The sequence below is a fragment of the Bifidobacterium choerinum genome, from assembly GCF_002761235.1.
Lineage (GTDB): Bacteria > Actinomycetota > Actinomycetes > Actinomycetales > Bifidobacteriaceae > Bifidobacterium > Bifidobacterium choerinum.
In genome coordinates this window covers 1,470,607-1,497,402 of sequence record NZ_CP018044.1, presented here as the reverse complement: position 1 = coordinate 1,497,402, position 26,796 = coordinate 1,470,607, and the positions used below count along the sequence as shown (strand labels likewise).

At 67.3% G+C, this 26,796-nt stretch carries 17 protein-coding genes, 1 pseudogene and 1 riboswitch; of the genes and pseudogenes, 9 read left to right on the top strand and 9 right to left on the bottom strand.

The features are described 5' to 3' along the window. Positions 1-32 precede the first annotated feature (32 nt). Positions 33-1,058: pseudogene (locus tag BcFMB_RS05975) on the top strand (Mrp/NBP35 family ATP-binding protein); the annotation flags it as partial. 194 nt (positions 1,059-1,252) lie between these two features. Here the strand turns inward: BcFMB_RS05975 and ligA are convergent. Beyond that, positions 1,253-3,850: an NAD-dependent DNA ligase LigA gene (gene ligA / locus BcFMB_RS05970; protein ID WP_099721280.1), complete on the bottom strand. Its 2,598-nt coding sequence runs from the start codon at positions 3,848-3,850 to the stop codon at positions 1,253-1,255. 132 nt (positions 3,851-3,982) lie between these two features. Then, positions 3,983-7,456 carry a tetratricopeptide repeat protein gene (locus tag BcFMB_RS05965; RefSeq protein WP_157775141.1) on the bottom strand — a complete coding sequence of 1,158 codons (3,474 nt, stop codon included), beginning with the start codon at positions 7,454-7,456 and terminating at the stop codon, positions 3,983-3,985. Between the two features lie 55 nt (positions 7,457-7,511). Here BcFMB_RS05965 and BcFMB_RS05960 point away from each other — a divergent pair, with 55 nt between their 5' ends. After that, positions 7,512-9,659, top strand: a complete 2,148-nt coding sequence (locus BcFMB_RS05960; protein ID WP_232513763.1) for a hypothetical protein — start codon at positions 7,512-7,514, stop codon at positions 9,657-9,659. Positions 9,660-9,815: 156 nt separating this feature from the next. Continuing rightward, positions 9,816-10,622 (top strand): ATP-binding cassette domain-containing protein, encoded by an 807-nt coding sequence (locus BcFMB_RS05955; RefSeq protein WP_024540834.1) that lies wholly within the window; start codon positions 9,816-9,818, stop codon positions 10,620-10,622. Here the strand turns inward: BcFMB_RS05955 and BcFMB_RS05950 are convergent. Continuing rightward, positions 10,601-12,067, bottom strand: coding sequence for a pyridoxal phosphate-dependent aminotransferase (locus BcFMB_RS05950; protein ID WP_024540833.1), 1,467 nt, complete (start codon positions 12,065-12,067; stop codon positions 10,601-10,603). The genes BcFMB_RS05955 and BcFMB_RS05950 overlap by 22 nt on opposite strands. A 528-nt stretch (positions 12,068-12,595) precedes the next feature. Next, entirely contained in the window at positions 12,596-13,375 is a 780-nt protein-coding gene (gene ppgK / locus BcFMB_RS05940) for a polyphosphate--glucose phosphotransferase (RefSeq protein ID WP_099721277.1), read from the bottom strand. Between the two features lie 333 nt (positions 13,376-13,708). Then, positions 13,709-13,854, top strand: a riboswitch (FMN riboswitch). A 282-nt stretch (positions 13,855-14,136) separates the two neighbouring features. Between ppgK and BcFMB_RS05935 the strand changes: the two genes are divergently transcribed. The 4 genes from BcFMB_RS05935 to BcFMB_RS05920 all read left to right on the top strand — a co-directional run bounded on the left by BcFMB_RS05935 (position 14,137) and on the right by BcFMB_RS05920 (position 19,323). Further along, the gene (locus BcFMB_RS05935; RefSeq protein ID WP_232513913.1) at positions 14,137-14,715 is read left to right on the top strand and encodes an ECF transporter S component; all 579 of its coding nucleotides are present in this window, start codon (positions 14,137-14,139) and stop codon (positions 14,713-14,715) included. 26 nt (positions 14,716-14,741) lie between these two features. Continuing rightward, the gene (locus tag BcFMB_RS05930) at positions 14,742-17,180 is read left to right on the top strand and encodes an energy-coupling factor transporter ATPase (RefSeq protein WP_099721740.1); all 2,439 of its coding nucleotides are present in this window, start codon (positions 14,742-14,744) and stop codon (positions 17,178-17,180) included. An 872-nt stretch (positions 17,181-18,052) separates the two neighbouring features. Further along, positions 18,053-18,883, top strand: a complete 831-nt coding sequence (locus BcFMB_RS05925; protein WP_232513762.1) for an aldo/keto reductase — start codon at positions 18,053-18,055, stop codon at positions 18,881-18,883. Between the two features lie 134 nt (positions 18,884-19,017). Next, on the top strand, positions 19,018-19,323 hold the full coding sequence (locus tag BcFMB_RS05920) for a YhbY family RNA-binding protein (RefSeq protein ID WP_024540828.1): 306 nt from the start codon (positions 19,018-19,020) through the stop codon (positions 19,321-19,323). A gap of 196 nt (positions 19,324-19,519) precedes the next feature. Here BcFMB_RS05920 and tenA read toward each other — a convergent pair whose 3' ends face one another. Continuing rightward, positions 19,520-20,269: a thiaminase II gene (gene tenA / locus BcFMB_RS05915; protein ID WP_099721275.1), complete on the bottom strand. Its 750-nt coding sequence runs from the start codon at positions 20,267-20,269 to the stop codon at positions 19,520-19,522. Positions 20,270-20,471: 202 nt separating this feature from the next. On the opposite strand from tenA, the gene BcFMB_RS05910 reads away from it, so the two are divergent. Then, positions 20,472-20,831 (top strand): YccF domain-containing protein, encoded by a 360-nt coding sequence (locus tag BcFMB_RS05910; protein ID WP_024540826.1) that lies wholly within the window; start codon positions 20,472-20,474, stop codon positions 20,829-20,831. Between the two features lie 191 nt (positions 20,832-21,022). Here the strand turns inward: BcFMB_RS05910 and BcFMB_RS05905 are convergent, their stop codons facing one another. The 4 genes from BcFMB_RS05905 to BcFMB_RS05890 all read right to left on the bottom strand — a co-directional run bounded on the left by BcFMB_RS05905 (position 21,023) and on the right by BcFMB_RS05890 (position 24,592). Then, on the bottom strand, positions 21,023-21,391 hold the full coding sequence (locus BcFMB_RS05905; RefSeq protein ID WP_099721274.1) for a metallopeptidase family protein: 369 nt from the start codon (positions 21,389-21,391) through the stop codon (positions 21,023-21,025). Further along, positions 21,378-22,178 (bottom strand): MazG nucleotide pyrophosphohydrolase domain-containing protein, encoded by an 801-nt coding sequence (locus BcFMB_RS05900; protein ID WP_099721273.1) that lies wholly within the window; start codon positions 22,176-22,178, stop codon positions 21,378-21,380. Before BcFMB_RS05900 ends, BcFMB_RS05905 begins: the two co-directional genes overlap by 14 nt. A 2-nt stretch (positions 22,179-22,180) precedes the next feature. Continuing rightward, positions 22,181-22,903: a GNAT family N-acetyltransferase gene (locus tag BcFMB_RS05895; protein WP_051354865.1), complete on the bottom strand. Its 723-nt coding sequence runs from the start codon at positions 22,901-22,903 to the stop codon at positions 22,181-22,183. A gap of 129 nt (positions 22,904-23,032) precedes the next feature. Continuing rightward, the gene (locus BcFMB_RS05890; protein ID WP_099721272.1) at positions 23,033-24,592 is read right to left on the bottom strand and encodes a DUF6508 domain-containing protein; all 1,560 of its coding nucleotides are present in this window, start codon (positions 24,590-24,592) and stop codon (positions 23,033-23,035) included. A 285-nt stretch (positions 24,593-24,877) separates the two neighbouring features. Here BcFMB_RS05890 and BcFMB_RS05885 point away from each other — a divergent pair, with 285 nt between their 5' ends. Continuing rightward, positions 24,878-26,755: an AMP-dependent synthetase/ligase gene (locus tag BcFMB_RS05885; RefSeq protein ID WP_099721271.1), complete on the top strand. Its 1,878-nt coding sequence runs from the start codon at positions 24,878-24,880 to the stop codon at positions 26,753-26,755. Positions 26,756-26,796: the final 41 nt, after the last annotated feature.

Sequence of the window (26,796 nt, the reverse complement as noted above, 5' to 3'; positions counted from 1 at the left end):
ATGCTACCGGTAGCGATGCCGGCGATGGGCGCGATGGGGCGCGGCGCGCCTATGACGTGGTCGTCGACGTCGAGCTGACGGTGCCCGGATGTCCGCTGTCCGAACAGATCGCCGCGCAGATCGAGCAGGCCGTGACCAGCTACCCGTACGCGCGGCTCACGCCGCATATCAACGTCGGCACGATGGCCGACGAGAAGCTGCACGCGCTCGTCAACGACCTCAAGGCCGCACGCCGCGAGAACCCGTTCAACAAGCCGGGCATCAAAACGCGCGTCTTCGCGATCGCATCCGGTAAGGGCGGCGTCGGCAAATCGTCGATCTCCGCGAACCTCGCAGCCACCTTCGCCGCGCTCGGCTACGACACGGCGGCGATCGACGCCGACATCTACGGTTTCTCGCTGCCGCGCCTCTTCGGCGTGCACAGCCAGCCGACAAATCTCAACGGCATGCTGATGCCGGTCACGTCGTGGGGCGTCAAGCTCATGTCGATCGGCATGTTCGCCGGCTCCGACCGCGCGATCCTGTGGCGCGGCCCTCGTCTGCAGCGTTCCCTCGAACAGTTCCTCGCCGACGTGTGGTGGGGCGATCCGGACGTCCTCATCCTCGATCTGGCGCCCGGCACCGGCGACATGGCGATTTCCGTCGCGCAGGCGCTGCCGAACGCCGAACTCGTCGTCGTCACGACGCCGCAGCCCTCCGCCTCCGACATCGCCGTGCGTTCCGGGCTCGTCGCACTGCAGGTGCCGATGCATGTGCGCGGCGTCGTCGAGAACATGAGCTATTTCGAGCATGGCGGCGAACGCCTCGAGATCTTCGGCGCCGGCGGCGGCGCGCGCGTCAGCAAACAGCTGTCGCGCGCGCTCGGCCATGACGTGCCGCTGCTCTCGCAGCTGCCGCTCGATCCGCGCATCCGCGAGATCGGCGAGACCGAAGGACGGCCCGCCGTGCTCAACGAAGACGGCACGTTGCGCGACGACGACTTCGGCGACACCTTCGTCCGTCTTGCGCGCACGCTCATCGACGCCGACCCCGCGCCGGCATCCGACGATGCACGCTGACGCGGCCGTCGTCGGCGACACCGTCATCGACGACGGCCGGCGCCGCAGGTCGTCATCGGCATCGACCGCGCACGACCGACGAAATCACCACTGACGAAACATGGCCGACGAAGATGATGCCGTCGGCCATGCGCAGCCATGAGCGATGTGCGCGATGTGCGCGTCGGCGATACGCCGGCGGCGACATATCGCCGTCACGCCTCCGCGGACACGCTCCGCTCGCTCGCGTTCGCCTGACGGACGCCTTCGACGGTGCCGGTGGCGAGCAATTCGTCGAACTGCCGTTCGTCGATCATCGGGATGCCGAGCGCTTCGGCCTTGGCGGCCTTCGAGCCCGCGTTGGCGCCGACGACGACCCAATCCGTCTTCTTGCTGACCGACCCTGCGGCGCGGCCGCCGCGTTCCATGATCGCCTCCTTCGCCGAATCGCGCGAATAGGTCTCGAGCGATCCGGTCACGACGACCGTCTGTCCGGCGAGCGTCTGCGGCAGGTCGCTTTTATCCGCCTCCATGCCCACGCCGGCCTTCTTCCATGCGGCGAGCACCTTGCCGCGCCAGCTAGTCGGGTCCTTCGCCTGGGCGAACCAGTCGACGACCGATTCGGCGATCTCGGGTCCGATGCCGTCGATCTGCATGAGCTCGTCGACGTCCGCGTCCTCGATCGCGTCGAGCGTGCCGAAATGCTGCGCGATGAGACGCGCGGTGGGTGGCCCGAGGCGGCGGATCGACAATGCGACGAGCACACGGTCGAGGTCGGTGTGTCTGGCCTTGTCGACCTCGTCGAGCATCTTGCGCGTCGTCTCCGTCGGACACACGTAGATGCCGCGGCCGCTGCGCCCGTCGACGCCGACGACGACGCCGTCGGCCGGCACCGGCTTCGCGTCGCTCGCCTTCGTCGGCGTCGTCCAGAACGCCGGCACGCGGTGCCACAGCCCCGATCCGCCGATGCGCTTGCGCACCTTGCGGCGCTTGCCGTTCTCGACCTTCTCGCTGATCTCGATGATCGGCGCCTCGCGCCACACGTAGACGTCCTTGAGGCGCCGCGCGTCGAGGTCGAACACGTCCGCCTCGCTCGAAAGCACCGGCTGCTGCGCGTCGGGCAGCGCCAATCCTTCCAGGGCGATGTACGGCTCGGGCTCCTCGCCCGGCTTCACACGCACCTCGACGATGTTCGGCGCGTAGGCCTCGACCGAATCCGGGCGGTCGTCCTCCGGGTTCGTCAGCGCGATCGCGCTCTGCTCGCCGAGATGCTCGATGTCGAAGGCCTTGCGCGAAGCGAGGTTGATGATGCGTTCCGTCAGCTGCGCCGGGCACGATTCGGCGTTCGGGCAGCGCAGGTCCTTGTCGCCCTCCTTCATCGGGCGCAGCAGCGTGCCGCATGACGGGCAGTGCGTCGGCATGTGGAACTCGCGCAGCTTCCCCTCGCGTCCCTTGCGGCGCGCGAGGACGGGGCCGACGAGTTCGGGGATGACGTCGCCGGCCTTGCGCACGACGACGACGTCGCCTATCAGGATGCCCTTGCGCTTGACTTCGTAGCCGTTGTGCAGCGTCGTGCGCGAGACCGTCGATCCGGCCACGTAGACAGGCTTGAGGATCGCGACCGGCGTGACACGCCCGGTGCGTCCGACCTGCACGACGATGTCGAGCAGCTCAGTGTTCACCTCCTCGGGCGGGTACTTGTAGGCGATCGCCCAGCGCGGCGCGCGCGACGTAGCGCCGAGCCTGCGCTGCAGCGCGAGGTCGTCGACCTTGACGACGATGCCGTCGAGTGCGTGCTCGATGTCGTAGCGGTGCTCGCCGTAGTATTCGATCATAGCGATGATCTCGTCGAAGTTCGTCACCTCGCGCGTATGCGGCGACACCGGCACGCCCCACTTCGCATACAGCGCGTACGCCTCGGACTGGTCGTGCACCTCGTCGGCGACGTCGACGGGCTTGCCGGGACCCCAGACGAGTTCGCCGAGGCCATGCGCGTAGAAGCTCAGATGCCTGCTCGCCGTGATGCGCGGGTCCTTCTGGCGCAGCGAACCGGCCGCGGCGTTGCGTGGATTGGCGAACGGAGCCTTGCCCTCGTCCTCCTGATGTTCGTTGAGCGCATGGAAGTCGTCCCAGCGCATGAACACCTCGCCGCGGATCTCGACGAGTTCGGGGACGTCGCCTTCGGGGCCGCCGAGCGTGGCCGGGATCGTGGCGAAGGTGCGCACGTTCATCGTGATGTCCTCGCCGGTCACGCCGTCGCCGCGCGTGAGTCCCTGCGTGAGCACGCCGTCGCGGTAGATGAGGTTGAGCGCCAGGCCGTCGATCTTGATCTCGCAGGTCATCGGCAGCGGCTTGCCCTCGGGCCAGTCGAGCGCCGCGCGCACGCCGTCGTACCAGGCGCGCAGTTCCTCGTAGGAGAACACGTCGTCAAGGCTCATCATGCGCGACGGATGGCGCACCGAGGCGAACTCGTTCGAGAACGTGCCGCCGACGCGCCGCGTCGGCGACGACGGCGAGTCGAGCTGCGGGAACGCCGCCTCGAGCCGCTGCAGGCAACGCATGCGCGCGTCGTAGGCGGCGTCGGAGGAGACCGGCGCGTCGTCGACGTAGTAGGCCATCTGGTCGGTCTCCACCCACGCCGCGAGCCGCGACCACAGCCGCGCCGCCTGTTCGGCGGTCAGCGCGTCCACGTCGAGGTCGTCGAGGTCCATCGCGTCGTTGTCGTCGTACCGGAGCGCGTCGATCCACCGGTCGGATCCGATGACGTCCTTCCCGTCCTTCATGTCCGCATCGTCCCGAGCTGCCGTCTGCATGTCCCGCACCTTTCCGTCCTTGTTCTCCGGTCCGGCCGCGCGCCGTCCGCGTCGCCCGCGGCGACGTGCGGCCGGACCATCTCCAATATATCGGCCGTGCGACGCCGACCCGCCGCCGGCGGCGCGAAAACCTTACGCGTTGAGCGAGCGCAGGAACTGCAGCTGCACGGCGTCCGTGTCGTCGCCGACGAGGCGCATCGCGGCGACGGCGAGCGTGCGCGCCGGGACGAACATCGCGCGGTCGACGCACACGCGCGCCGCGTCGAGCACGATCGGCGCGACCTCGGTGCGCGGCCACACCGGCACGTCGTGCGCCTCGAGCGTGGCCGTCGCCTCCTGCAGCGTCATCGGCAGGCGGATGCACTGCGACAGCGCGCGCGCCCGCACCTCGTTCATCTCGGTCTCCCGCGTCGCCGTGTCGTCGCCGATCGCCCCGCTGAGCATGTATGCGGCGTAGGCGACGTCGAACTCGTCGTGCATCCACGCCGCCTGCGCGAGGCGGTAGTAGGCGTAGGCGGCGTCGGAGCGGTCGAGCGAGACGCGCAGCGCGTTCAGGCAGGCGGCCCTCGCCGAATCCCAGTCCTCGTTCTGCGCGAGCTGCACCGCGAGCTTGAGATGCGTGAGCGCGTAGGACGGCGCGTAGGAGACGAGCGCGTTGAGATGCCTGAGCGCCGCCTCGGGGCCCTCGATCTGGCCGAGCGCGTCGGCGAGTTCGAGATGCGCGTAGAACAACGTGTCCGGGATGAGCACGGTATGTTCGTCCGGCAGCGCGAACAGCCGGTTGTAGACGACGCGGTCGGCGTAGGAGTTGAAGTAGCGGGGCACGCCGTCGATATCGCGGTACATGTCGTCGAGGGCGGCGACGGCCTGTTCGACGCCGGCGAGCGCCTGCCTGGGCTGTCCGGAGAAGAAGAGGTCGCGAGCCTTGAGCCGCGCGTCGTCGAGGTCTCTGAGCAGCATCGACGTGAAGTCGGGTGTGTCGTCGCCGTCGATGAGCGCCGACGTGACGTCGGTCGCGTGCGTGAGCAGCTCGGGGTCGCCGATCCGTTCGATGACGTCCATCGCGCGCTGCGCCTTGAGCGCCGACGGCATCCGTGCGTCGGCGGCGAGCGTGTGGAAGCAGGCCAGCGCATTGCTGATGAGGTCGTCGCGCTGGATCGCCAGTCCGAAGGTGTCGTCGGCGCCGAGCACATGCGCAGCCCCCGCGTCGAGCCTGCGGTTGTGCTCCTCGGGCGCATCCTGCGCGCCCTGCGGCGAGAAGCGCGCGTCCGAGATCGAGAATCCCGGGTCCACCGGCCCCAGTCCGCCGTCATCGTCGAGTGCGAGCGCCGCGCCGAACATCCGGTACGTGCCGACCGGGTCGGCCAGGCCGTCTCGGGACAGACGCTCGAGGAACATCGCGCGCGTGAAGACGACCGTCGTCAGCGTGCGCATCGTCGGCCCCTGACGCAGCCGTTCGATCGCGTCGTCGCCGGAGGACGCCGAAGGCGCCTCGCCGTCGCCGGCTTCCATGGAACCATCGGCGCCGTCCGCGTTCTGCGCGGCGCCATTCTCCGCACCGTCATCACCGCCGACGCCGGCGTCGGCTGCCGCATCCGCTCCGCGCGTCGCGGCGAAGGGCGGCACGTCGCCGCCGTGGCCGTCGCCGTGGATGTCTTCGAGGGCGAAGGTGACCTCGTCGATGCCGCCGCCGCGCATCAGCGCGTCGAAGTCATCGTCGCCGCCGGAGGCGGGCTCCTCGCCGCGTCCGTCGCGCGGGGCGCCCATCGGAGGCATGTTCGGCGGCGTCATGATGCGCGTCGGATTGCCGTGCCGGTCGCCGTCCTTCGGGTCGGACTTGCCGCCGAGATGCTCGCGGCCGGCGTCGCCGAGATGTTCGAAGGCGTTGAGCGCGTCGCTGATCGTCGAGCGGATGACGTCGTCCTGTTCGGCGATCGCCTCCTCGAGGCCGAGCGAGTCGATGCGTATCGCCACTTCGTCGAGCCGCTCGTCGACGCCGAAGGCGAGCGCGGCGAGCATGATGCCGACGCGCAGGTTGTACCGCGCGCTCATCCGCGCGCGCCATGCGGCGTCGGTCTTCGTCCACTGTCCGCGGCCTGCGTCGTAGACGCCGCGCGGCATCAGCGCCAGACCGGCCGCCGTGAACTCCAGCGCGGCGCCGCCGTCGGGGTCGAGTCGGAAGTCGCAGTCGAAGCGGTACGGCAGCCGCATCGAACGGATGAGCCGTGCGAGCGTCTGGCGCACGACCCATGCGCTGCGCCGGCCGTCCCCGGCCGCGCCGTCGTCATGTGCGTCGTCGGCGTCGTCCGCCACGCCGCCGTGCAGGTCCTCGGCGAACAGCGGGGCGTCGTGTTCCGGCCGCGTATGCACCGGGTCGGGATACTGCATCGCGAGCGCCTGCGCCGTCAGTTCCGCCAACGCCGGGAAGCCGGCGACGACGCCGAAATCGGCGTCGTCCGGGTCGACGTCGCGCGACGCGTCGAAGGCGACAAGCGCCGGGTTCTCGAGGAACGTGCGGTCGGCGAGCGCGAGCTGCGCCGCGCTCGCCGCGTCCTCGGTCGGCCCGTCGCCGCGCGCCGCGTTCGCGTCGAGCCATGCGCGCAGCGCGGCCATGCGGTTGAGCGAGCCTTCGATCTTGAGCGACGTGAGCGCGGCGTCGAAGGGCATCAACGTGTCCCAGGTCAGGAAGTAGCAGCCCGAGTACGGCGAGCGCAGCGTGTGCATCGGTTCGGCGCCGTGGTCGGGAAGCAGTCCCGGCACGTCGTCGAGCGCGCCGGATTCGCGCATGAGCCGCATCGCGTACTCCTCGAGGCCCGACACATGCATGCCGAGCATCCTCGTCTCCTCCTCGTCGCGCACGCTCGTGCGGATCGCGCTCAGCGGCGCCTGCCGCGACAGGCGCCATGTCAGGTCGTCGGAGCCGAAGGGGATGAGTCGTCCGCGCAGTCGCGGCTGCAGGTAGGCGGCGAAGAAGGCGACGGTCACGGCGTCGCGGTAGCCGAGTCCGGTGCGCAGCGCGTCGGGCAGCGCCGCGCGCATCGAGCCGAGCGTGTAGCCGGAGCGCGTCTTCGTCCATCGTCCGACGACGACGTCGCCGCCGGCGTCGAATGCCGTGATTGTGCCGCGTCGGACGCCGTCACGGCGCCCGCGTGCGGCGTCGGCGTCGAACACGAGGCGCGGTTCGCGGCCCTGCAGGTCGGCGCGCGGCTCGCCGGTCGCGAATACGCGGCCGCGGTCGTCGGCGAGCGCGAGCTGCACGAAACGGTCGTGGCGGACGAACAGGCCGATCGCGAAGGTGCGTGTGCCGGGGATCTGCAGCCAGCCGGGCGTCGCGTCGTGGCGTTCCCCGGGGAATCCGTCGAACATATGGCGGCGTGCGAAGGCACCGACGCGGTAGGTCTGCGCGTCCGGCGCGACGTCGTCGCTCCAGCGGAACACGGCGCGCAGCGCGCGCAGCGCATGTTCGAGCGGCTGCGGCAGCGCGGCCACGGTCGTCTCGCCGCCGCGCCGCGACTGCGCCGCCATGCGCTCCGTCTGCTGCGCGTCCCCACGGCCCCGTCCTTCGAGCCGTCCCCGTCGTCCCTGTGCTCCGTGCCGTTGTCTCATACGACTAATGTACAACGTGCCCGCCGATACCCACGGTGCCGTTAGAATAATGGCTGTGATTTCCCGCTCTGCCCATCGGTCGCGTCCGATGCATGTCCTGCGCGCCGCGCTCGTCGCGATCGCGCTCATCCTCATCGTCGAATGCGTCGTGTGCAATCTCGCGCACTGGCGCTCGATCGGCGCGTCCACCGACTCCGCGTCGGCGGCCAACGCGTTGGGGCCCGGACTGTCGCGCACCGCGCAGGGGCTGCTCGAGGTGCGCGACCCCGCCGGCGCCTACGTCGAGGTCGAGGCGGACGGCAGCAGCGAGTACTGGCGCGCCGACGCGACGCCGCAGACGCATGTGCGGGCCCTGCGCGACGGCGCGCGCGGCGACGACGTCGTCTCCACCGTCCATCTGCGCGTCGCGACGCGCGACGGCGACAGCTGGGCGTTCCGCTCCCCCGCAGTCGTCGTCTCGCCGTCGACGCCGTCGGCGCTGCTGTTCCGCGCGCCGGCGCATGGCCTCGTACGTGTCTGGATCGAGGAGCCGCGCGGCACGCTCGTGCCGATCGAGAACCTCCGCGCGAACGTGCGCGTCCCCTTCGTCTTCGACTGGGCGCGCGTCGCGACGATGGCCGCGGCGGCCGCCTTCATCATCCTGCTGCTGCCGTCGACCGGCCTGTGGCATATCGCATTGGACGTCTCGAGCCGGCGCCAGCGTCTCGCGTTCGCGCTCGCCGCCGGCGCGCTCGGCGTCTACGTCGCCGTCCGCAGCGCGATGATCATCGGCTGGGCGCATCCGCTCGTCTTCCACAAGGACGGCGACTACACCTTCGACTTCGACCAGTACGGCCATCTCGCCGACGCGCTGCTGCACGGCGGCGTCGCGCTCGACCTTCCGGTCCCCGACGCGCTCGCCGCCGCCGCCGACCCCTACGATCCCTCCGCACGCGCGCGCATGCTCGCCGACGGCGCGACGCCGATCTACTGGGACTATGCGTTCCACGACGGCCACTGGTACTCGTATTTCGGCGTGCTGCCGGCTGTGGCATTGTTCCTGCCGTTCCGCGTCGTCACCTCGTGGTTCACGCCCGGAGGCCTGATGCTGCCGACGACCTGCGCGCAGCTGTGGCTGATGGCCGGCGTCAGCGTCGTCGCCTGCCTGCTCGTCATCCGCCTGATCGACCGCGTCGCGCCGCGCACGTCGCTCGCCGCCGCCATGCTGCTGTGCGTCGCGGCGATGCTCGGCGCGAACCTGCCGTACCTGTGGTTCCGTACGAACTTCTACTCGATCCCCTTCTCCTCTGGGCTGCTGCTCGCGATGCTCGGCCTGTGGCTGTGGCTCGGCGCCGTGCGCACGGCGGACGCGGACGGCAAGGATCACGATGGCGGCGAGCGCGCATTGCGGATCGTCTCGATGCCGCATGTCGCCTGGGGCGCGCTGTGCATTGCGGCGACGATCGGCTGCCGTCCGACCTTCACGTTCACGGCGCTGTTCGCGCTGCCATTGTTCCTGCCCGACCTGCTGCGCGCGGCGCGGGCGCATGACCGCGGGCGCATCGGACGCTTCGCGGCGGCGATGCTGCTGCCCGCGCTCGCCGCCGCCGTGCCGGTCCTCGTCTACAACCAGCTGCGCTTCGGCTCCCCCTTCGACTTCGGCAACGCCTACCAGCTGACCGTCACCGACATGACGCGCTTCCACACGCCGGCCGGGAACATGCCGCTGACCGTCCTCTACTATCTGTTCCTGCCGCCGCGTCTCACCGGTATGTTCCCGTTCCTCGCATTGTCGCCGACGCCTCTGCCGAGCTGGTCGTTCACCGAGCCGTGCGTCGGCGGACTGTTCACGATGATGCCGCTCGCGCTGTGCGCGTTCGCGCTGCCGTGGCCGGCCGTGCGCCGCCGCTGCGGCGTCTGGTGGCCGACGCTCGTCACGACGCTCACGCTCGCGGCCGCCCTCGTCGTCTTCGACGCCTTCGTCGGCGGCCTCGGATGGCGCTACATCGCCGATTTCGGATGGCTGTTCATGGTGGCCGCCGTGCCCGTCGCCGCGCTGATGATGCGTCGTTGGCCGTGGACGCGCGCGCTCGTCGCCGTCATCGTGGGCGCGGCGCTTGTGTTCGCCGTCGCCTCCTGCTTCGTCGTCGGCCGCGACGACATGCTCGTCGCCAACGATCCTGCGCTCTTCCACCGTGTGCGCTGCTGGTTCGCGTTGCCGTAGACACAAGGCCGCTGCAGGCTTCAGGACGCGGGCACTCCCGCACTTACCGACGGCATCCTGCACGCCGTCGTCATCATCGCCGATGTGGACTCCGCCGCCGACGCCCGTGGTCGGACGCGGCGGCGACGCATGAACGCGCATGGATACAATGGCCGTATGAGCGTTTTCGATTCGTTGTTCCCCTCACGCCGACGCCGACCGCCCGCGCAAACCGTCGACATTGAGCTGCACGGCGCCGGCTACGTCTACGCGGACGGCTCGGTCGGCTGCGAGCCCACCGACCTGCGCATCGCGCACGACGGCGGCAACGTGGCCGTCATCGGTCTCAACGGCGCCGGCAAGTCGACGCTCATCCGGATGGTCGGCGCGCAGGAGTCGCCGACGTCCGGCGCCGCCGACTACATCGTCGACGGCGAGCCGCGCGAGCTGTCGCGCCGCGCCGACCGCCCGGTCGTCGCCTCGGCGATCGGCTATGTCAGCCTCGACCATGTGCGCGCCCATTTCCAGCGCGCGAAGTCCGTCGAGGACGCGCTCGACGGTTATCTCGAACATCATCATGTGCCGCCGACCGAACGCGCCGCACGCATCGGCGACCTGCTCGCCGCCTTCGACCTGGGCGAGGTGCGCCATATGCGTCTCGACGCACTCGACGGCGAACGGCTGCATCTGCTCGCGATGGCCGTCGCCTGCTGCCATCTGCCGGCGATGCTTGTCGCCGACGAGCCGACGCGCGGCCTCGACGAGATCAGTTCGGCGCATGTCGCGCAACGGCTGTTCCGCTACGGCAGGCCGGTCGTGTTCACGACGCACGACGTCGAGCTCATCGCCGACGAACGCTACGAGATCCGGCGCGTGCTCGTCATGGACGAGGCGCACATCGTGTTCGACGGCGACCCGAGGCACGCGACCGACTTCTACACGCAGCTCATCCGCAGCAAGTATCAGGCGATGCCGAGCCGCTGACGCACCGCGTCGAGCACGGTCGCGACGTTGCGCGCGAACAGCTCCTCCTCGGGCAGCAGCGAGATCGCGAGATAGCCGTTCGACGTCATGTCGAAGAAATACCCCGGCTGCCCGCTCGTACGGGATGCGTCGATCATTGCCAGCACGAGGTCGTTCTCGTCGATGACCCCGGGGAAACGCAGCAGCACGTTCCAGCCGCCTTCGGCGCGCAATACGTCGACGACGCCGAGGTCGTCCCCGTCGAGCATCCGGTGCAGCGTCGCCAGATTCGCGCGGATGCGCGAGCCGACGGCGTCGAGCTGACGCGGCGCCTCATGCAGCATCGCCGGGATCTCGCGGGCGACGAACTCGCTCATCGGCAGGAAGTCGTCGGCGATGACGTCGAGCCGGCGGCACGCCTCGCGCACGTCGTCGTCCGGTCCGGACACGCGGATCCATCCGACCTTCGCGTGCGGCGCGGCCAGCGTCTTCGAGAAGCCGTCGAGCGCGAAGGTGAGCATGCGCGGCTCGCCGCTCAGCCTCCGGTTGCCGTCGAACGGCTCCAACGGGTAGTCGAAGAACACCTCGTCGGCGATGATTGCGATGCCGTAGCGGCGGCACAGCGCGACGAGCGCCTCGCGTTCCGCCGGCTTGATGTAGGAGCCGGTCGGATTGTTCGGGTTGATGACGATGACCGCGCGGATGCGCCGGTCGGCGTCCTCGGCGAGCATCCGTTCGATCTGCGGGACGTCGATGAACCACGAACCGTCGAAGCGCAGCTGGTAGAAGCGCGCCTCGACGCATTCGAGCCGTGCGATCGATTCGATGAGCGGATACCCGGGCTTCGGCGCGAGCACCGCGTCGCCGGCGTCGCACAGCAGCTTCATCAGCCACGAATACGCCTGCGACGTCGAACTGAGCAGATACACCTCATCGGCCCTCGCCTGCCCGTCCTTACGGGAAGCACCCCCTTCCTCCTGTTTACCGGTGGCACCATCGTTGCGGGCAGCACCATCGTTACGGGTGGCACCGTCGTTACAGGCAGCACCGTCGCCGTCGTCGTTATCGGCGGCATCGCCATCGTCAACGCCGTCACCGTTACCGGCGGCACTCACACGCACGGCGCTATCGGTAGCGACATCCGCGTATACGCTATCGGCAGCAGTCTCATCGTCGACGGCATCGTCGTTACCGGCGGCACTTTGAAGGATCGTTGCGCCCGTACCTTTATATATAAGGTCATCCGCATGCGTTTGCTTACGGGAGGCATGCGCGGCGGAATCATCGTCGGCATCCGGAACGTAGGGCTCGACGGTCGCGTTGATGTAGTCGGCGATCGCCTCGCGCGCATAACGCTGTCCGCGCGGTTCGGCGGCGTAGACCGTCGGCAGCGACGACGGAGCCAGACCATGCCTCGTCGGGTTCGAATCGTTGAGCGCGACCGGCCGTATCCCCTCCGCCTTCAATGCGGCCTCTGCCTTCGCGATTGGATTGGGTTCATCGATGTCTACTCTTCGGGAAAAACGCACATCCTCAATCTACGCGCACCCGCACATTTTCGCTCGGTGCTCGACGATCTTCCGCAGATGGCGGCCACCCGTAAGCAGCCGCCACCCATGGGAGTCGCCATCCGACGGGCGGACTTCGTCAAACCGATCCCCCATCGCAACAGTGACTGCCCGCAACGACTGCTGCCCGCAACGACTGCTGCCCATAATGACGGCTGCCCGTAATGACGGCTGCCCGTAATGACGACTGCCCGTAATGACGACTGCCCGTAATGACGACTGCCCGTAATGACGGCTGCCCGCAACGACTGCTGCCCGTAATGACGGCTGCCCGTAAGAATCGGCTGCCCGTAACGACGACCACCCGTAACGACGGGCGGCACGGTTCGCCGGGACGGCGCATGGCAAAGGGGGGCCGCCGGAGTGTTTCTCCGGCGGCCGCCCTCGGGATGCTGCGGCGTCATTCGACGCCTCACGCACCGAAAATCAGTCGGCGTTCCTCTGCATTTTCCTGCTCGCGTAGTACGCGGCGCCGATGATGCCCGCCTCGTTGTGCAGCTTTGCGGCGACGATCGGCGTCTTGATGTCGATGTACGGCAGGAACTTCTCCGAGACGCGGCTGACGCCGCCACCGACGACGAACAGCTGCGGACTGAAGTACAGCTCCATCAGACTGTAGTACTTCGTCAGGCGCTTCGCCCACTTCTTATAGCCCATATCGAGCTTCTCGCGCACCGACGACGCCGCGTACTTCTCGGCGTCGCCCTTGCCCTTCGGCAACTGGATGTGGCCGAGCTCAGTGTTCGGGATGAGCACGCCGTCATAGATGAGCGCGGTGCCGATACCGGTGCCGAGCGTCGTCGCGATGACGAGGCCCTCCTGTCCGGCGGCCGCACCGAAGCGCTGCTCGGCGACGCCGGCGGCGTCCGCGTCGTTGACGACGGTCACCGGACGGCCGCAGGCCTCCGAAAAGACCTCGGTGACGTCGACTCCGATCCAGGACTGGTCGAGGTTGGCCATGTAGTCGAGCTTCTGGCCGGGCTTGATCGGCGCCGGGAACGCGATGCCGACCGGAATGTCCTCGGGCACTGCGAAGTGCTCGAGCTGCTGACGGACGATGTCGCCGACCGCCTTCGGGGTCGAATGCTCCGGGGTGAGGATCTTCAGTCGCGGTTCCGCGAACTCGCCCTTCTCCAGATTGACCGGCGCAGCCTTGATGCCCGATCCTCCAATGTCCACGCCGAACGCCTGTGCCGTCTCAATCATCGTCAACCTTCCTTACCGTTTCCAGGGGTGTCACCCAGTGATTTCACCATCTCGGGCCCGTCGGCCGATGCGCCATGCATCCGCGAATGACTGCCCTACTATATGATATATTAGTTCAACCAGTAAACATTGGTGTTTCGCAAACTATCCACATTCTGAAACGATGTTTTTCTGATAACGATTGTCATGTTGCGTTTCCTCGCATCCACGCATCACGCAAGGGTTTCCCTGACCATCGTTTGCCCGACGAATATCCCTCCTCCACCCGTCTTCAGGCGCACTTCGCGCAATCGACGGCGTCTGTTTATCCCGGCCTGCGTATACAGATGGAACATGTAGTTTCAAGGAAGGTGCAATTCCTTACTGGCGGTAGCGCCGCGCATCCGATGCGCCTACGGCGAAGCCCGCAACCCGCGAAAGCGGTGGATTCGGTCGGATTCCGAAGCCAACGGTGACAGTCCGGATGGAAGAAACGGAGCTCTGCGATGAGCACGATCGATGATGCCCTCATGTCCGCATCCCAACAGCCGACCGACGACGAACGCCCGATCACCAACGGCGACGCCCGGTCCGTATCCCCCGCCGCTGCCGGCGGTACGGCAACACCCGCCGCCGACGACGCAGCCGCCGCCAACGCCGTCAACGACGCTACCGGTAGCGTCGCCAACGGCGGTCGTGCCACCGATAACGCCGCCGCTACCGATAACACGACCGCTACCGGCGGCGCCGCGAAGCCCGTCTCGACGTCCGCCGCGCGCACGTTGCGCGACCGGCGGCCCGACGACGCGCATTCGACGGGCGTCGGCGACGGCGGCCGCTGGTCCACGCGCCGCATCGCGATGTACGCGCTGTTCGTCGCGCTCGCGATGGCCGTCAGCTTCATCGAGTTCCCGCTCATGCCCGCGGCGCCGTGGCTCAAATACGATCCCTCGGGCGTCGTCTGCCTCGTCGCCGGCTTCGCCTTCGGCCCGTCGGCGGCCGCAATCGTCAGCGTCCTCGGCTTCCTCCCCCACCTCTTCACGAATCCGTGGGGCACGCTGATGGCGGTGCTCGTGGCGCTCGCGCTTTCGGTGCCGGCCGCCGTCATCTACCGTCGCCGCCGCACGCGCACGTCGGCGCTCGTCGGCATCATCGTCGGCGCACTGCTCGCGCTCGTGGTCGCGATCGGCGCGAACCTTGTCATCACGCCGATGTACGCGCACATGTCGATGGCCGACGTCGCGAAGCTCATCGTCCCGGTGCTGCTGCCGTTCAACCTCATCAAGTTCGTGCTCAACGGCGTCATCACGTTCCTGATCTACAAGCCGATCTCCACATTGCTCGAACGGGGTCGGCGGTGACGACCTCCCCCCGCACCGTCGTCGACATGCGCGGCGTGCGGCTCAGCTACGACGGCGGCGCGACCTGGACGCTCGACGGCGTCGACCTTCAGGTGCGCGAAGGCGAACGCGTCGCCCTTGTCGGCCCGAACGGCTCGGGCAAGTCGACGCTGTCGCTGCTCGCCGCGGGTCTCGCCGCCCCCGACTTCGGCACCGTCGAACTCGCCGGCGAACTCGTCTTCGACGGCGCCGGCGCGCACGCCGGCGCCTATCGTCGTGCGCGCCGCGACATCGGCATCGTCTTCCAGAATCCGGAGGACCAGATCGTCACGACCGTCGTCTGCGAGGACGTCGCCTTCGGCCCGGAGAACCTCGCGACGCCGCGCGGGCAGATCGGCGAACGTGTGCACGACGCGCTCGCGACGGTCGGCATGACGACGTTCGCGGAGGCGAACCCCGCCGATCTCTCGGGAGGACAGCAGCAGCGCGTTGCGATCGCCGGCATGCTCGCGATGCGTTCGCGGCTGCTCGTCCTTGATGAACCGACGGCGATGCTCGACCCCGAGGCGCGCGCCGATGTGCTCGCCGCGCTCGACGACATCCAGAAGCGCGGCACCGCGATCATCATCGTGACCCACGATGCCGCCGAACTCGCGCATGCGACGCACGTCCTGCGTCTGGAGCACGGCCGTCTGCTGCCGGCAGACGACGGATCCGATCCGCTACCGGACGCACCGTCGGCGACCGGCCACGCCCTTCCCGATCCCTTACCGGACGCACCGTCCGCACCCGCCGGCGACGTACCGCCCGTAACGTCGGCGCCGGCGATCGTCTTCGACCATGTGACCTTCCGCTACCCCGGAGCCACCACCGCCGTGCTCGACGACTTCTCGCTACGGGTGGCATCCGGATCCACACTCGCCGTCGTCGGCAGGAACGGTTCGGGGAAGACGACCTTCGCGAAGCTGCTGTGTGCGCTGCTGAAGCCCGACGCCGGCTCGATCCGCGTCGCCGACGTCGAACTCGTCCACGCGAGCCGGAGGGAACGCGCGGCATTGCGCCGCCGGCTCGGCTTCATCATGCAGCATCCCGAAAGGCAGCTGTTCGCGAAGACCGTCGCGCAGGACGTGGCGTACGGCCCGCAGAACCAGGGGCTTTCCGACGAGGACGTGCGCTTACGGGTGGACGAGGCGCTGCGGCTCGTCGGCGCCGCGCATCTGGCAGAACGCGACCCCTTCACGCTTTCGGGCGGCCAGCAGCGGCTCGTCGCCATCGCCGGCGTGCTTGCATGCCGCCCGAAGGTGCTCGTCATGGACGAGCCCACCGCATCGCTCGACGACGCCGCCTGCGCGCGCATCCGCGGCATCATCCGCGACCTGCACATGCGCGGCGTCACGATCGTCATGATCACGCACGACCTGACGATGGCGCACACGCTCGCCGACGCCGTCGTCGACTTCCCTCCATGCAACGCTTCGACGACGCAGATCGGCGACGCGCGCACCATTGCCGCTACCGGTAGCGGCAGCATGGACGATGCGCGCACCGCTACCGGTAACAACAATGCGCACGACGCACACGGCACATGCGACGCACATCCTGCCACCGGTAGCGACGGCGGCCCCGAAAGCGGCGACGGCGCCCTCGCCGGCGACGACCGCGACAGCGACCGCCCGTCGCAGCCGATGCCGCCCGAAGCGATCTCGATGAGCGACACCGGCTACTCTTGGATATCCTCCCTCGATCCGCGCGCGAAGATGCTCGGCATCCTCGCGCTCATGTTCACGGCCTTCGCGATGTCGACGTGGCCGCAGCTCGCCGTCGGCTTCGTCGCGACCGCCGCGATCACGTGCGCGAGCCGCGTCGGCGTACGCCGGCTGCTCTCGTCGGTGCGCGTCTTCCTGGCGCTGTTCGTCGTGACGGGTCTGCTCAACCTCGCCGTCGTCCGCGGCGGCACGCCGCTGCTGCACATCGGCGGCTGGGCGATCACGACGGGCGGCGTGCACGTCGCGCTCCTCTATATGCTGCGCTTCGCGTTCGTCATCATCCTCGGCGCGGTCGTGCTGCTGACGACCACGCCGACGGCGATGTCGAACGCCTTCGAACGGCTGCTGCATCCGCTGCGCCGATGGATCCATGTGCAGGAGATCTGCCTGGTACTGTCGCTCGCGCTGCGTTTCCTGCCGACGCTCGTCCAGGAGGCCGTCTCGATCCGCGACGCGCAGGCCGCGCGCGGCGGTTCGATCGACTCGGGCGGCCTAATCAGACGGGTGCGCGCGATGTGCGCAATTGTCACTCCGGTGTTCGCCGGCGCGATCCGGCATGCCGACAACCTCGCGCTCGCATTGGACGCCCGCTGCTATCAGGAGGGCATCCGGCGCACACAATGGCACCCGCTGGAGATGCGCGCGCGCGACTGGCTGTTCTGCGGCGGCGTCGCGATCGTCATCGCCCTGGTCATCCTGGGACATGTGTTCAATATGTGAACAAAACGCGTGAATCAGCTCACAGTATGGCATCATGTGATTCAGCGACAAGCGAACAAGTGCTGACACAATCTTCATCTGTTCGCGAACGAAGACGAATAACGTCAACGGAGCGGAGTCATCGTCCACGGTTCCCACAAGGAACAAGCCGTGAACGGATTCCCTTCACGAGTCGTATATGTGCGGCCATCCGACAACAGCGGATAGCCGCACATCTTTTTTGCACTGCCGCCCATAATCGTGCAACGCATCCTCCGCGCATACGCGAACCATGATTCGTCGGCGTTTGCGTCGACGAGCGACCGACGCAAACGACCTTCGGCGGATGGACGAACATCCGTCAGCGCCCCGCATCCGCCCATAGGCGATTCGTTCGCCCTTACGGGTAGCCGTCCATTCGCGGTTGACCTTATACACCGACGATCCCGGATCCCCAAGCGGACCGCAGCTCCTACGGGTAGTCAAGCGCCCGGCGACGATTGGATGCCGCCCGTAAGCAGCCGCGGCCCACGTCCACCGCCCGTAAGCGACCAATCGCGCTTACGGGCGGTGGCTACCCGTAAGCGGTCGGCTACCCGTAAGCGATCGCCGCCCGTAAGGGATCGCCGCCCGTAAGGGATCGCCGCCCGTAACGATACGTCCGCGTAATCGGTCGCCGCCCGTAAGTGAATCGGTCTGCGCGGCCCTGTCGCCGCGTCGCCGTTCCTCGCATCGCTGATTGCGATGCGTCCCGCGCACATGCCTTCTACGATGGGACGCACAGGAACAAGTCCCTCCGATCCGCCGGCGTCGTCCGGCGCGGCATGCACACGCATGGACGAATGCGCGGCCGGATCGGAGGGACGTCGCAGCGAACGAGGAATCGAGGAACCGTGAAACCCACGACACATGACGTCATACTCAACAACGACGTGCTCATCCCGCAGGTCGGCCTCGGCGTCTTCCGCACGCCCGACGGTCAGGCCACCGTCGACGCCGTCCACGCGGCGCTCGAATGCGGCTACCGCCATATCGACACGGCGAGCGTCTACGGCAACGAGAAGTCGGTCGGCGAGGCCGTAGCCACGAGCGGCGTGCCACGCGAGGACGTGTTCATCACGACGAAGCTGTGGAACGACGACATCCGCAAGCACCGCACGATGGACGCGTTCCAGGAGAGCCTTGAGCGTCTCGGCACCGACTACGTCGACCTCTACCTCATCCATTGGCCGGCCGAAGGCTGGCAGGACGCTTGGACCGCGATGCAGGAGATCTACCGCAGCGGCCGCGCACGGGCCATCGGCGTGAGCAACTTCGCGAAGAACCACCTCGACGAACTGCTGGCGCACACCGACATCAAGCCGGCGGTGAATCAGATCGAATCCTCCCCGACCTTCCCGAACCAAGACATGGTCGACTACTGCCGTGGACTCGGCATCGCCGTCGAGGCGTGGAGCCCGCTCGGCGGCACCGGCAGCGACCTGCTCAAGGACGAACGGCTCATCGAGATCGGCGAGAAGTACGGCAGGTCGTCGGCGCAGGTCGTCATCCGCTGGCATCTGCAGCGCGGACTCATCGTGCTGCCGAAGTCGGTGCGCAGCACGCGCATCCAGCAGAACATCAACGTCTTCGATTTCGAACTCGACGATGAGGACATGCACAGGATCGCGACGATGGACACCGGCGTGCGCAACGGCGCCGACCCGAACGATTTCGATTTCTGATGCGACATGCCGCATGCGTGTGCGCACACGCACGTCGTCTGCCACCAGGCGTCGATCGAACGCATCGGATATGATGGTGCGGTTACGCACTTGATGAAATCGATGAATCACGTCACAGAAGGAAGACGATATCCATGGCATTGACGAAGAAGCAGACGAAGCAGCTGCGCGCGATGGCGAACCAGCTCAAGCCGCTCGTGTACGTCGGCAAGAACGACCTGACCGATTCCGCGATCCGGCAGGCGGACGAGACAATCGAGAAGCGCGAGCTGATCAAGGGTCAGGTCCAGGACGGCTCCGGCATGGACGCGCGCGAGGCCGCCGAACGACTCGCCGACGCGCTCGGCGCCGACGTCGTGCAGGTCATCGGCAACCGCTTCGTCCTGTTCCGCGTCTCGAAGCGCGACGACGTGGAACACATCCGCCTCGTGCGCGAGTGACACGCGGACGGACGACACATACAGCAGACGATAAGGGGGGGGGTGGATCCGCCGATCATGGCGGATCCACCCCCCTTCGTCATACCGCCGCCAGGCCGCGCACGGCGATGCGCCTGATGGGCAGATGTCACCGGAAGGACCTGCTTGCTGGCGTCACACCCCTTTACGGGATGCACGTCCCGCGATCGGCACGCGGTCACTGCGCGTCGATCGCCTCCCACTGCGGCTTCCAGCTCATCTGTTCGTCGTACGCGCTCGCCCAGAACATGTATTCGTTCTCGACGCCGTGGATGAACAGTTCGATGAGCTGTTCGCGCTTACGCTCATCGGCGTCGGCGACGAGCCGTTCGATGTGTGCGAGCAGCCATGCCGACGACTGCCAGAACTCGTCGGTCTTGTAGGTGTCGATCCAGCTCTTGTACGGGTTGTCGCCGAGCGTGTCCGCGAACTCGGCCGCGAGACGCTGCCCGTAGTCGGCGTACACCCACGCGCACGGCAGCACGGCGACGAGCACGTCGAGCAGGTCGCCGCCATAGGCGACCGACAGCATATGCGTCGTGTACGCGCGCGCGAACGCCGACTGCTTCGCGCGCGCCATCTCCTCGGGCGTGATGCCGTACGACGCCAGATAATCGCCGTGCAGTGATTTCTCGACGTCGAAGATCGAGCGCTGCACGTCGACCATGAACTTCATGATCTCCGCGTCGTCGGTCTTCGTCAGCGCGAGCGCGTGCACCTTCGCGTAGTCGTTGAGGTAGAGCTCGTCCTGCTTGAGGTAGAACGCGAACTTGCGCGTCGGCAGCGTGCCGGCGCCGAGTTCGCGGATGAACGGCTGGCGGTACCCCTCCTCCCATACCAGGTTCGCCGCGTCGCGCATCCGCTGTGCGAACGGTGGCAGGTTCGTCAACGTGATGGCGGTTGCATTGCCGGATTCAGCTGTGGTCATATGTCGTCTCCCTACGATGGTGTCAACCAACAGGTTCAAAGGGTCGGACCGAGGTCCTCTCAACCCCGGGCGTGTTCGCCTCAGGGTGCCCCTGCGTGTGATGTGTTCGCGCACGACGCGCGCCCTCAGTATGACAGCATTCCGCGACGACCACCCGTAGGGACGACTACTGATAAGCGCGGGGCGCCCGTATACTGCTGGTATGAGATTGATCGGCAATATCCTTTGGCTCGTGCTCGGCGGTCTGGAGATCGCGATCGCGTGGCTCGTCGTCGGGCTGGTGCTGTGCATCACGATCGTCGGCATCCCGCTCGGCGTGCAGGCGTTCAAGATGGCGAAGCTGACGCTGACGCCGTTCGGCACGCATGTCGTCTACGGCGGCGGCGCCGGCTCGCTGCTGCTCAACATCATCTGGGTCGTGCTCGTCGGCCTGTGGATGGTGCTCGGCTACTGCGTCGCCGGCTTGCTCAACTGCATCACGATCATCGGCGTGCCCTTCGGCATCCAGAGCTTCAAGATGGCGAAGCTGGCCCTGTGGCCCTTCGGCTCGCAGATCGTCTGAGACCGCATGCATCCGTGCCGCGCGTCCCGCTACGCGGAACATCGGAAGGTGGGCGCATCCCGACGGTACGGGATGCGCCCACCTTCCGATGTTCCGACTTGATGTTTCGACTGTCGTCCGCCGACCACTGTCCACCATTCGCCGACTGACGACCGATTGCCGCCGAGCGACCGTCGTCCGCCGACCGACGATCAGTATCCGTGCGAATGCAGATACGCGTCGTCGAAGCCGAAGTAGTGCCCGATCTCGTGCAGCACCGTCTTCTGGATCTGCGTGATGAGCTCCTTGTGCGTGTGGCAGACGCGTTCGTGCGGGCCGCGGAAGATCGTGATGACGTCCGGCAGCTCGCCGGCGAAGCTGAATCCGCGTTTCGTGATCGGTGTGCCCTGATAGAGGCCGAGCAGTTCGCCATGTCCGACGTCGGCCGATTCGAGCTGTTCCTTCGTCGGCTCGTCGGCCGTCGTGATCGCGATGTTCTGCAGCGCGTCCTTGAACTTCTGCGGCAGTCCCGCGATCGCCTCGCGCACGGCGGCGTTGAAGTCCTTCCTACTGATCTCCATCGTCATCTCCTTCCGTTCCCCGATCCGCGCCGTCGTCCGCGGCGAGCGTCGCCTCGATGGCCGCGATCGCCGTCTCGACCTCGCGCAGCCGCACGCGCAGGTCGCATTCCACGTCGACGCCGTCGCGCCGCGCCTCGCGTACGATCCGCAGGATCCGGTCGGCGTAGTCGTCGTCGAGCGCGCTCGGCGCGTCGAAAGCGGCGTCAAGCTCGCCCGCATGCTCCGATTTGCCGATCCTCGAAACGACCTTCGCGGCGCGCGGCAGCGCGCCCTGCGCCTTCGAGATGCCGTCGAGCACCGACGCGCGGCGTTTCTCACGCTGTTTCATGCGCTCCCACAATGCGAGCGTCTCGTCGGCGTCGAGCGGCCGCGACGTCTCGTCGTCGGGCGCGAACACCTGCGGATGGCGGGTGATGAGCTTGTCGATGAGCCTGTCGCACACCTCGTCGAGGTCGAAGGGGTCGTCCGGGTCCTCGGAGCACACCTGCGCCTGGAACACCGACTGCAGCAGCACGTCGCCGAGCTCCTCGCGCATGTTGTCGCGGTCGTCGGTCTCGACGGCGTCGACGTACTCGTAGGTCTCCTCGAGCATCGGCTTGAGCAGCGACTCGTTCGTCTGCGCGCCGTCCCACGGGCAGCCGTCGGGGCCGTGCAGGATCCTCACGAGCGCGCGCACGCGACCGAAGGCGTCCGGCGCGTCGCGCACAGGGTCGAGCTTCGAGCAGCGTTCATAGCCTTCCGGCAGCCGGTAGCCGCCTGCGGCGTCCTGTTCATGCATATCCGCCATCGTCAGTCACGACCGAGCGGGTTGACGCCCTCGTTCGACGGCGACGTCTCGTTGTCGTAGACGAAGGCGTGCAGATGGTCGTCGATGTCGTCATGCTCGGCGTGGACTTCGGCGTCCCCCTTCGGCGTATGCGGCTCGTTGTCGAGCACGATCGACTCGGCGCGCCGTGTCAGCCCGGCCTTGTCGTAGAACGAGTAGTCGCACGCGCTGTCGGTGAACAGGAAGTAGCGTTCGACGTCCGCCTGGCGGAAGCGGTCGGTCATCCACTCGAACAGATGGGCGCCGATGCCCCGTCCGCGCATGTCCGGACGGACGAGCAGCAGCACGAGCTCGCCCTGATAGGCATGGCCGTCTTTCTTCGCCTCGGCGATCATCCGCAGGTTCGTGTCCTCGTAATGCTTCATGCGCAGCAGCGCCTTGCGGCCGCGCGACGACGTGAGCAGCGATGCGAGCAGCCGCATGTTGCGCACATGGTGGTCGTTGAGGCCGTTGCGCGTCTCATGCGAATCGATCCTGCCGAGCACGACGCCGACGACCTCGTCGCCGCTGACGGCCACCTGCGCGGCCGTCGCGCGGCCGAGGCAGTGCTCGAGGTCGATTTCGGCGAGCTTCATCTCCAGATCGTGGTCCATCGTCGGATCGGTGTGCCATGCGTCGCACAGCATCCGCGTGATCGCCGGGTAGTCCTCGCGGCGCAGCGTCCTATAGGTGATTGCTTCGTTCATACCTCACATGCTACGCGCCGGGCGCGCCGGCCACGCCGCAATTCACCTTCCGGCGTGGGCGCAGCCGGCGAAGCATGGCGTTTCCGCCGCGCCCGCACACGTGGGCGCCGCCGTCGCCGCAGCCGTCCGTCACACGAGCCGCCCGCATACGCCGTCGATGTCGCGCAGCCTTCTGAGCAGCCGTACGAGCACGCCGCTTTCGAGGCATTCGGCGAGATACCCCTCGTTGCGGCGCTCGCGGTAGACGATCATCGTGACGAGCGCGGCGATGAGCTCGGCGTCGAGCGTGTCGACGTTGAGGATCGGAATCGACACATCCTTGTCGAGCCCGTATCTGCGCAGGGTGCGCATGTAGTCGTGGTCGCCCTGGCTGATGACGATGTCGATGAAGCTCAGGACGACCTCGTTGTACACGCAATACCCCACGTTGTACACCGCGAGCGGCCCCTCGGTGAGGAACTCGACGCGGTAGAGCGGCGTCGACGGCGCCTCGAAGGGCTCGATGTACGAGGTGAGCCAGTCGTAGCGCGGCCCGTCGGCGTCGTCCTCGTGGATCACGTCGAGCACGTCCGCGTAGTGGTCGAACATCGCGCGGTCGATCTGCGCGGCGCCGCCCGTGCGCGTCATCGCGCCGTGCGTATGCTCCACCGGCGTCGGCAATGTGATGCGGAAACGGTAGCGGCGCGCGATTTCGAGCACCATCGCGACGATGTGCGCGCACACGTGACGCGACTGTGCGACGTCGCAGGTGCAGGCGACCTTCGCGACGACATTGTGGCGCGTGAGCAGGTCGACCTGCTCGTCGTGGCCGTCGTCGCGCACGACGGCGTGGCGGATGCCGAAGGACGTGTCGGTAAGCTCGACGACGGCGTCCTCGTCGAACAGCCGTGCGCCGCCCGCGAGCGCCTCCGGGCTCGACCATGACGCGAGCTCGCGCATGCCGATGCCGATGCCCGATTCGATCAGGCGCAGGCGCGCCTGATTGCCGATGCGCAGCGCGGCGCGGCGTTCGTCGGGGATCTCGAGTTCGCGTTCGGCGGCCATTTCGATCGTGTCGCTCGCGCCGTGGCGTCGCGGGTCGGCGTTGAGCCCGTTGATGCGCACGATGTCGGAGTTCTTGATCGCCATGCCGGGGATGCGGTGCCAGGCGCTGACGATCTGCGGCACCTTGGAGTCCTCGTACAGCACGATGAAGTTGCGGCCGATCGACGCGTACCACCATTCGTCGAGCGCGTTGTTGGCGACGTCCAGCATCGCGTCCTTGGCGACCTTCCAGCTGGGCATGTGCCGCTCGTCGGTGCGGAACAGTTCGGCGAGGTTGGTGCGGAAGGCCTGCGAGTACATGACGCCTCCGGTCACACCCGAGGACATCAGCGCGCGGAACGAGCGGTAGGTCATGGGCACGGACGTGATGTCGCACTGCTCGTAGACGGTGCCCGGCCCGTAGGTGATGAGCGGGTCGTCGCCGCGCAGCGAGCCGTCGAGCGTCGGGTATTCGCACAGCGTCATCGCGCCGCATTCGAGGCATTGCTCGAAGACGCGGCCGCCGGGCAATGTGACGCCGGTGTCGAATTCGCAGTCGTAGTTGTAATGGGCGAGCGACGAGGAGGGTATGAACCCGAACATCTGCGGACCTTGCGCGTCGAGTCCGTGCAGCGGGGCGCCGCATATGCACTGCCTCCTGACCAAGCCTACTTCCTTCATCCGGCCGGTGACCGTAGGGGCATTATCCCTTGCGGCCTGCCTTTCGAGGAAATGATTATCAGCCACCAGCGGAACAGGGCGCTCAATAGCCATCTTTCGTTATTCATGTGCATTTAGTATAGCAGTTTGTTCTCTCATAGCGAATCGTGCATGTCGGGATGCGACACGCGCGGGATGCGCTCCGGGACGCTCCGCGAACGCTTACGTAACCGTAGGGAATGGGCGGCTCAGGCCACGTTTTTGTATCGGCAATCGAGTAATCGTATACCTATGAGCGAAGACAACACGAAGCGCGTCGGGCGCACCGACGACGAAGTCAGCAACGCGACGACGATCGTCAAGGAATACACGACCCCGTTGCACAAGCCAATCGACCCGGACATCAACCTCTTCGACTTCCTCGCGCAGCGCGCGCAGCGCGACCCCGATGGTTCGATGGTCTGCTACAAGGACGCCGACGGCGCATGGCAGACGTTCTCGGCGACCGAGTTCCGGGACAAGGTCATCCAGATCGCGAAGGGCCTCATCGGATGGGGCGCGCGGCCGGGCGAATCGATCGCGATCATCGCGCACACCCGCTGGGAATGGGTCGCGCTCGATCTGGCGATCATGGCGATCGGCTGCGTGACGGTTCCCGTCTATGAGACGAACTCCCCGTCGCAGATCCGCACCGTCTTCAACGACTCGTCGGTCGTGCTCGCGTTCGCCGAGGACGACGGGCAGCGCGACAAGGTCGAGTCGATCAGCAACGACGTCGCGTCGCTGCGCGCGACCTACGTCATCGAATCCGACGCCGTCGACGCGATCATCGCGTTCGGCGCGCACGTCGGCGACGACGAGTTCGAGAAGCGCCGCAAGGCGGCGCACGGCGACACGCTCGCGACGATCATCTACACCTCCGGTTCGACCGGCACGCCGAAGGGCATCGAGATCAGCCACCGCAACATGGCCGCCGAATGCATGCACGCGCTGCAGTACATGCCGCGCGCGATCGACATCCCCGACCGCCGCCTGCTGCTGTTCCTGCCGATGTCGCACGTCTTCGCGCGCTTCATGACGATCGTTGCCTTCGCGGGCACGCTCACGCTGGGCCTGAGCAGCAACATGAAGACGATCATCAAGGACTTCGAGTCCTTCGGCCCGACGCTGCTGCTCGCGGTGCCGCGCGTGTTCGAGAAGGTGTACAACGCCGCGTCGCAGCGCGCCGGCACCGGCCTCGCCGGACGCATGTTCCTGCGCGGCGTCAAGGCGGCGCAGGACTGGTCGTCCTACGAACAGTCCGACAGGAAGATGCCGCTGTCGGTCAGGATGCGCCACGCGTTCTACAACCAGGTCGTCTACAAGAAGATCCGCACCGTCTTCGGCCCGAACGCCGACTTCGCGATCACCGGCGGCGCGCCGATGGATCCGGATCTCGCGCACTTCTACAATGGCATCGGCATGCCGCTGCTCGAGGGCTACGGCATGACCGAGACCTGCGGACCGGTGAGCGTGAGCCTGCCGGAGAACAACCACATCGGCACGATCGGACAGCCGCTGTGCGGGACGACAGTCGGCGTCGCCGAGGACGGCGAGCTGTGCTTCCGCGGCGCGAACGTGTGCATGGGCTACCACAACCAGCCGGAGGTCACCGCGCAGCAGATCACCGACGGATGGCTGCACACCGGCGACCTCGGCGACGTCGACGAGGACGGCTTCATCACGCTCACCGGCCGCAAGAAGGACCTCATCATCACGGCCGGCGGCAAGAACGTCTCCCCCGGCCAGCTGGAGACGACGGTCATGACGTCGCCGGTCGTCGCGCAGTGCCTCGTCATCGGCGACCGCAAACCGTTCATCGCCGCGCTCGTCACACTCGACCTCGACGACGCGAACGCATGGCTCACGTCGCAGGGCGCCGCGCCGGCCGCCACGCTCGAGGAGCTGTCGAAGAACCCGATCGTCTACGCCGAGGTCGAGCGCATCGTCAACAAGGCGAACGAGGGCGTCTCGCGCGCCGAGTCGATCCGCAAGTTCGAGATCCTGCCCGACGAGTTCACGCAGGACAACGGCATGATCACGGCGAGCCTCAAGACGCGCCGCAAGCAGATCATCGACCACTACCGCAAGCTCATCGACACGGTCATCTACGTGCCGCGCAAGAAGTAGCGGCACGTCGCGCCGGATACGGAAAAGGGGCGCGGTTCGCA

Coding starts and splice junctions, on each gene's coding strand:
- ligA (WP_099721280.1), bottom strand. CDS start 3,850: ATGCAGACGGCAGCTCGGGACGATGCGGACATGAAGGACGGGAAGGAC.
- BcFMB_RS05965 (WP_157775141.1), bottom strand. CDS start 7,456: ATGAGACAACGGCACGGAGCACAGGGACGACGGGGACGGCTCGAAGGA.
- BcFMB_RS05955 (WP_024540834.1), top strand. CDS start 9,816: ATGAGCGTTTTCGATTCGTTGTTCCCCTCACGCCGACGCCGACCGCCC.
- ppgK (WP_099721277.1), bottom strand. CDS start 13,375: ATGATTGAGACGGCACAGGCGTTCGGCGTGGACATTGGAGGATCGGGC.
- BcFMB_RS05930 (WP_099721740.1), top strand. CDS start 14,742: ATGCGCGGCGTGCGGCTCAGCTACGACGGCGGCGCGACCTGGACGCTC.
- BcFMB_RS05920 (WP_024540828.1), top strand. CDS start 19,018: ATGGCATTGACGAAGAAGCAGACGAAGCAGCTGCGCGCGATGGCGAAC.
- tenA (WP_099721275.1), bottom strand. CDS start 20,269: ATGACCACAGCTGAATCCGGCAATGCAACCGCCATCACGTTGACGAAC.
- BcFMB_RS05910 (WP_024540826.1), top strand. CDS start 20,472: ATGAGATTGATCGGCAATATCCTTTGGCTCGTGCTCGGCGGTCTGGAG.
- BcFMB_RS05905 (WP_099721274.1), bottom strand. CDS start 21,391: ATGGAGATCAGTAGGAAGGACTTCAACGCCGCCGTGCGCGAGGCGATC.
- BcFMB_RS05900 (WP_099721273.1), bottom strand. CDS start 22,178: ATGGCGGATATGCATGAACAGGACGCCGCAGGCGGCTACCGGCTGCCG.
- BcFMB_RS05895 (WP_051354865.1), bottom strand. CDS start 22,903: ATGAACGAAGCAATCACCTATAGGACGCTGCGCCGCGAGGACTACCCG.
- BcFMB_RS05885 (WP_099721271.1), top strand. CDS start 24,878: ATGAGCGAAGACAACACGAAGCGCGTCGGGCGCACCGACGACGAAGTC.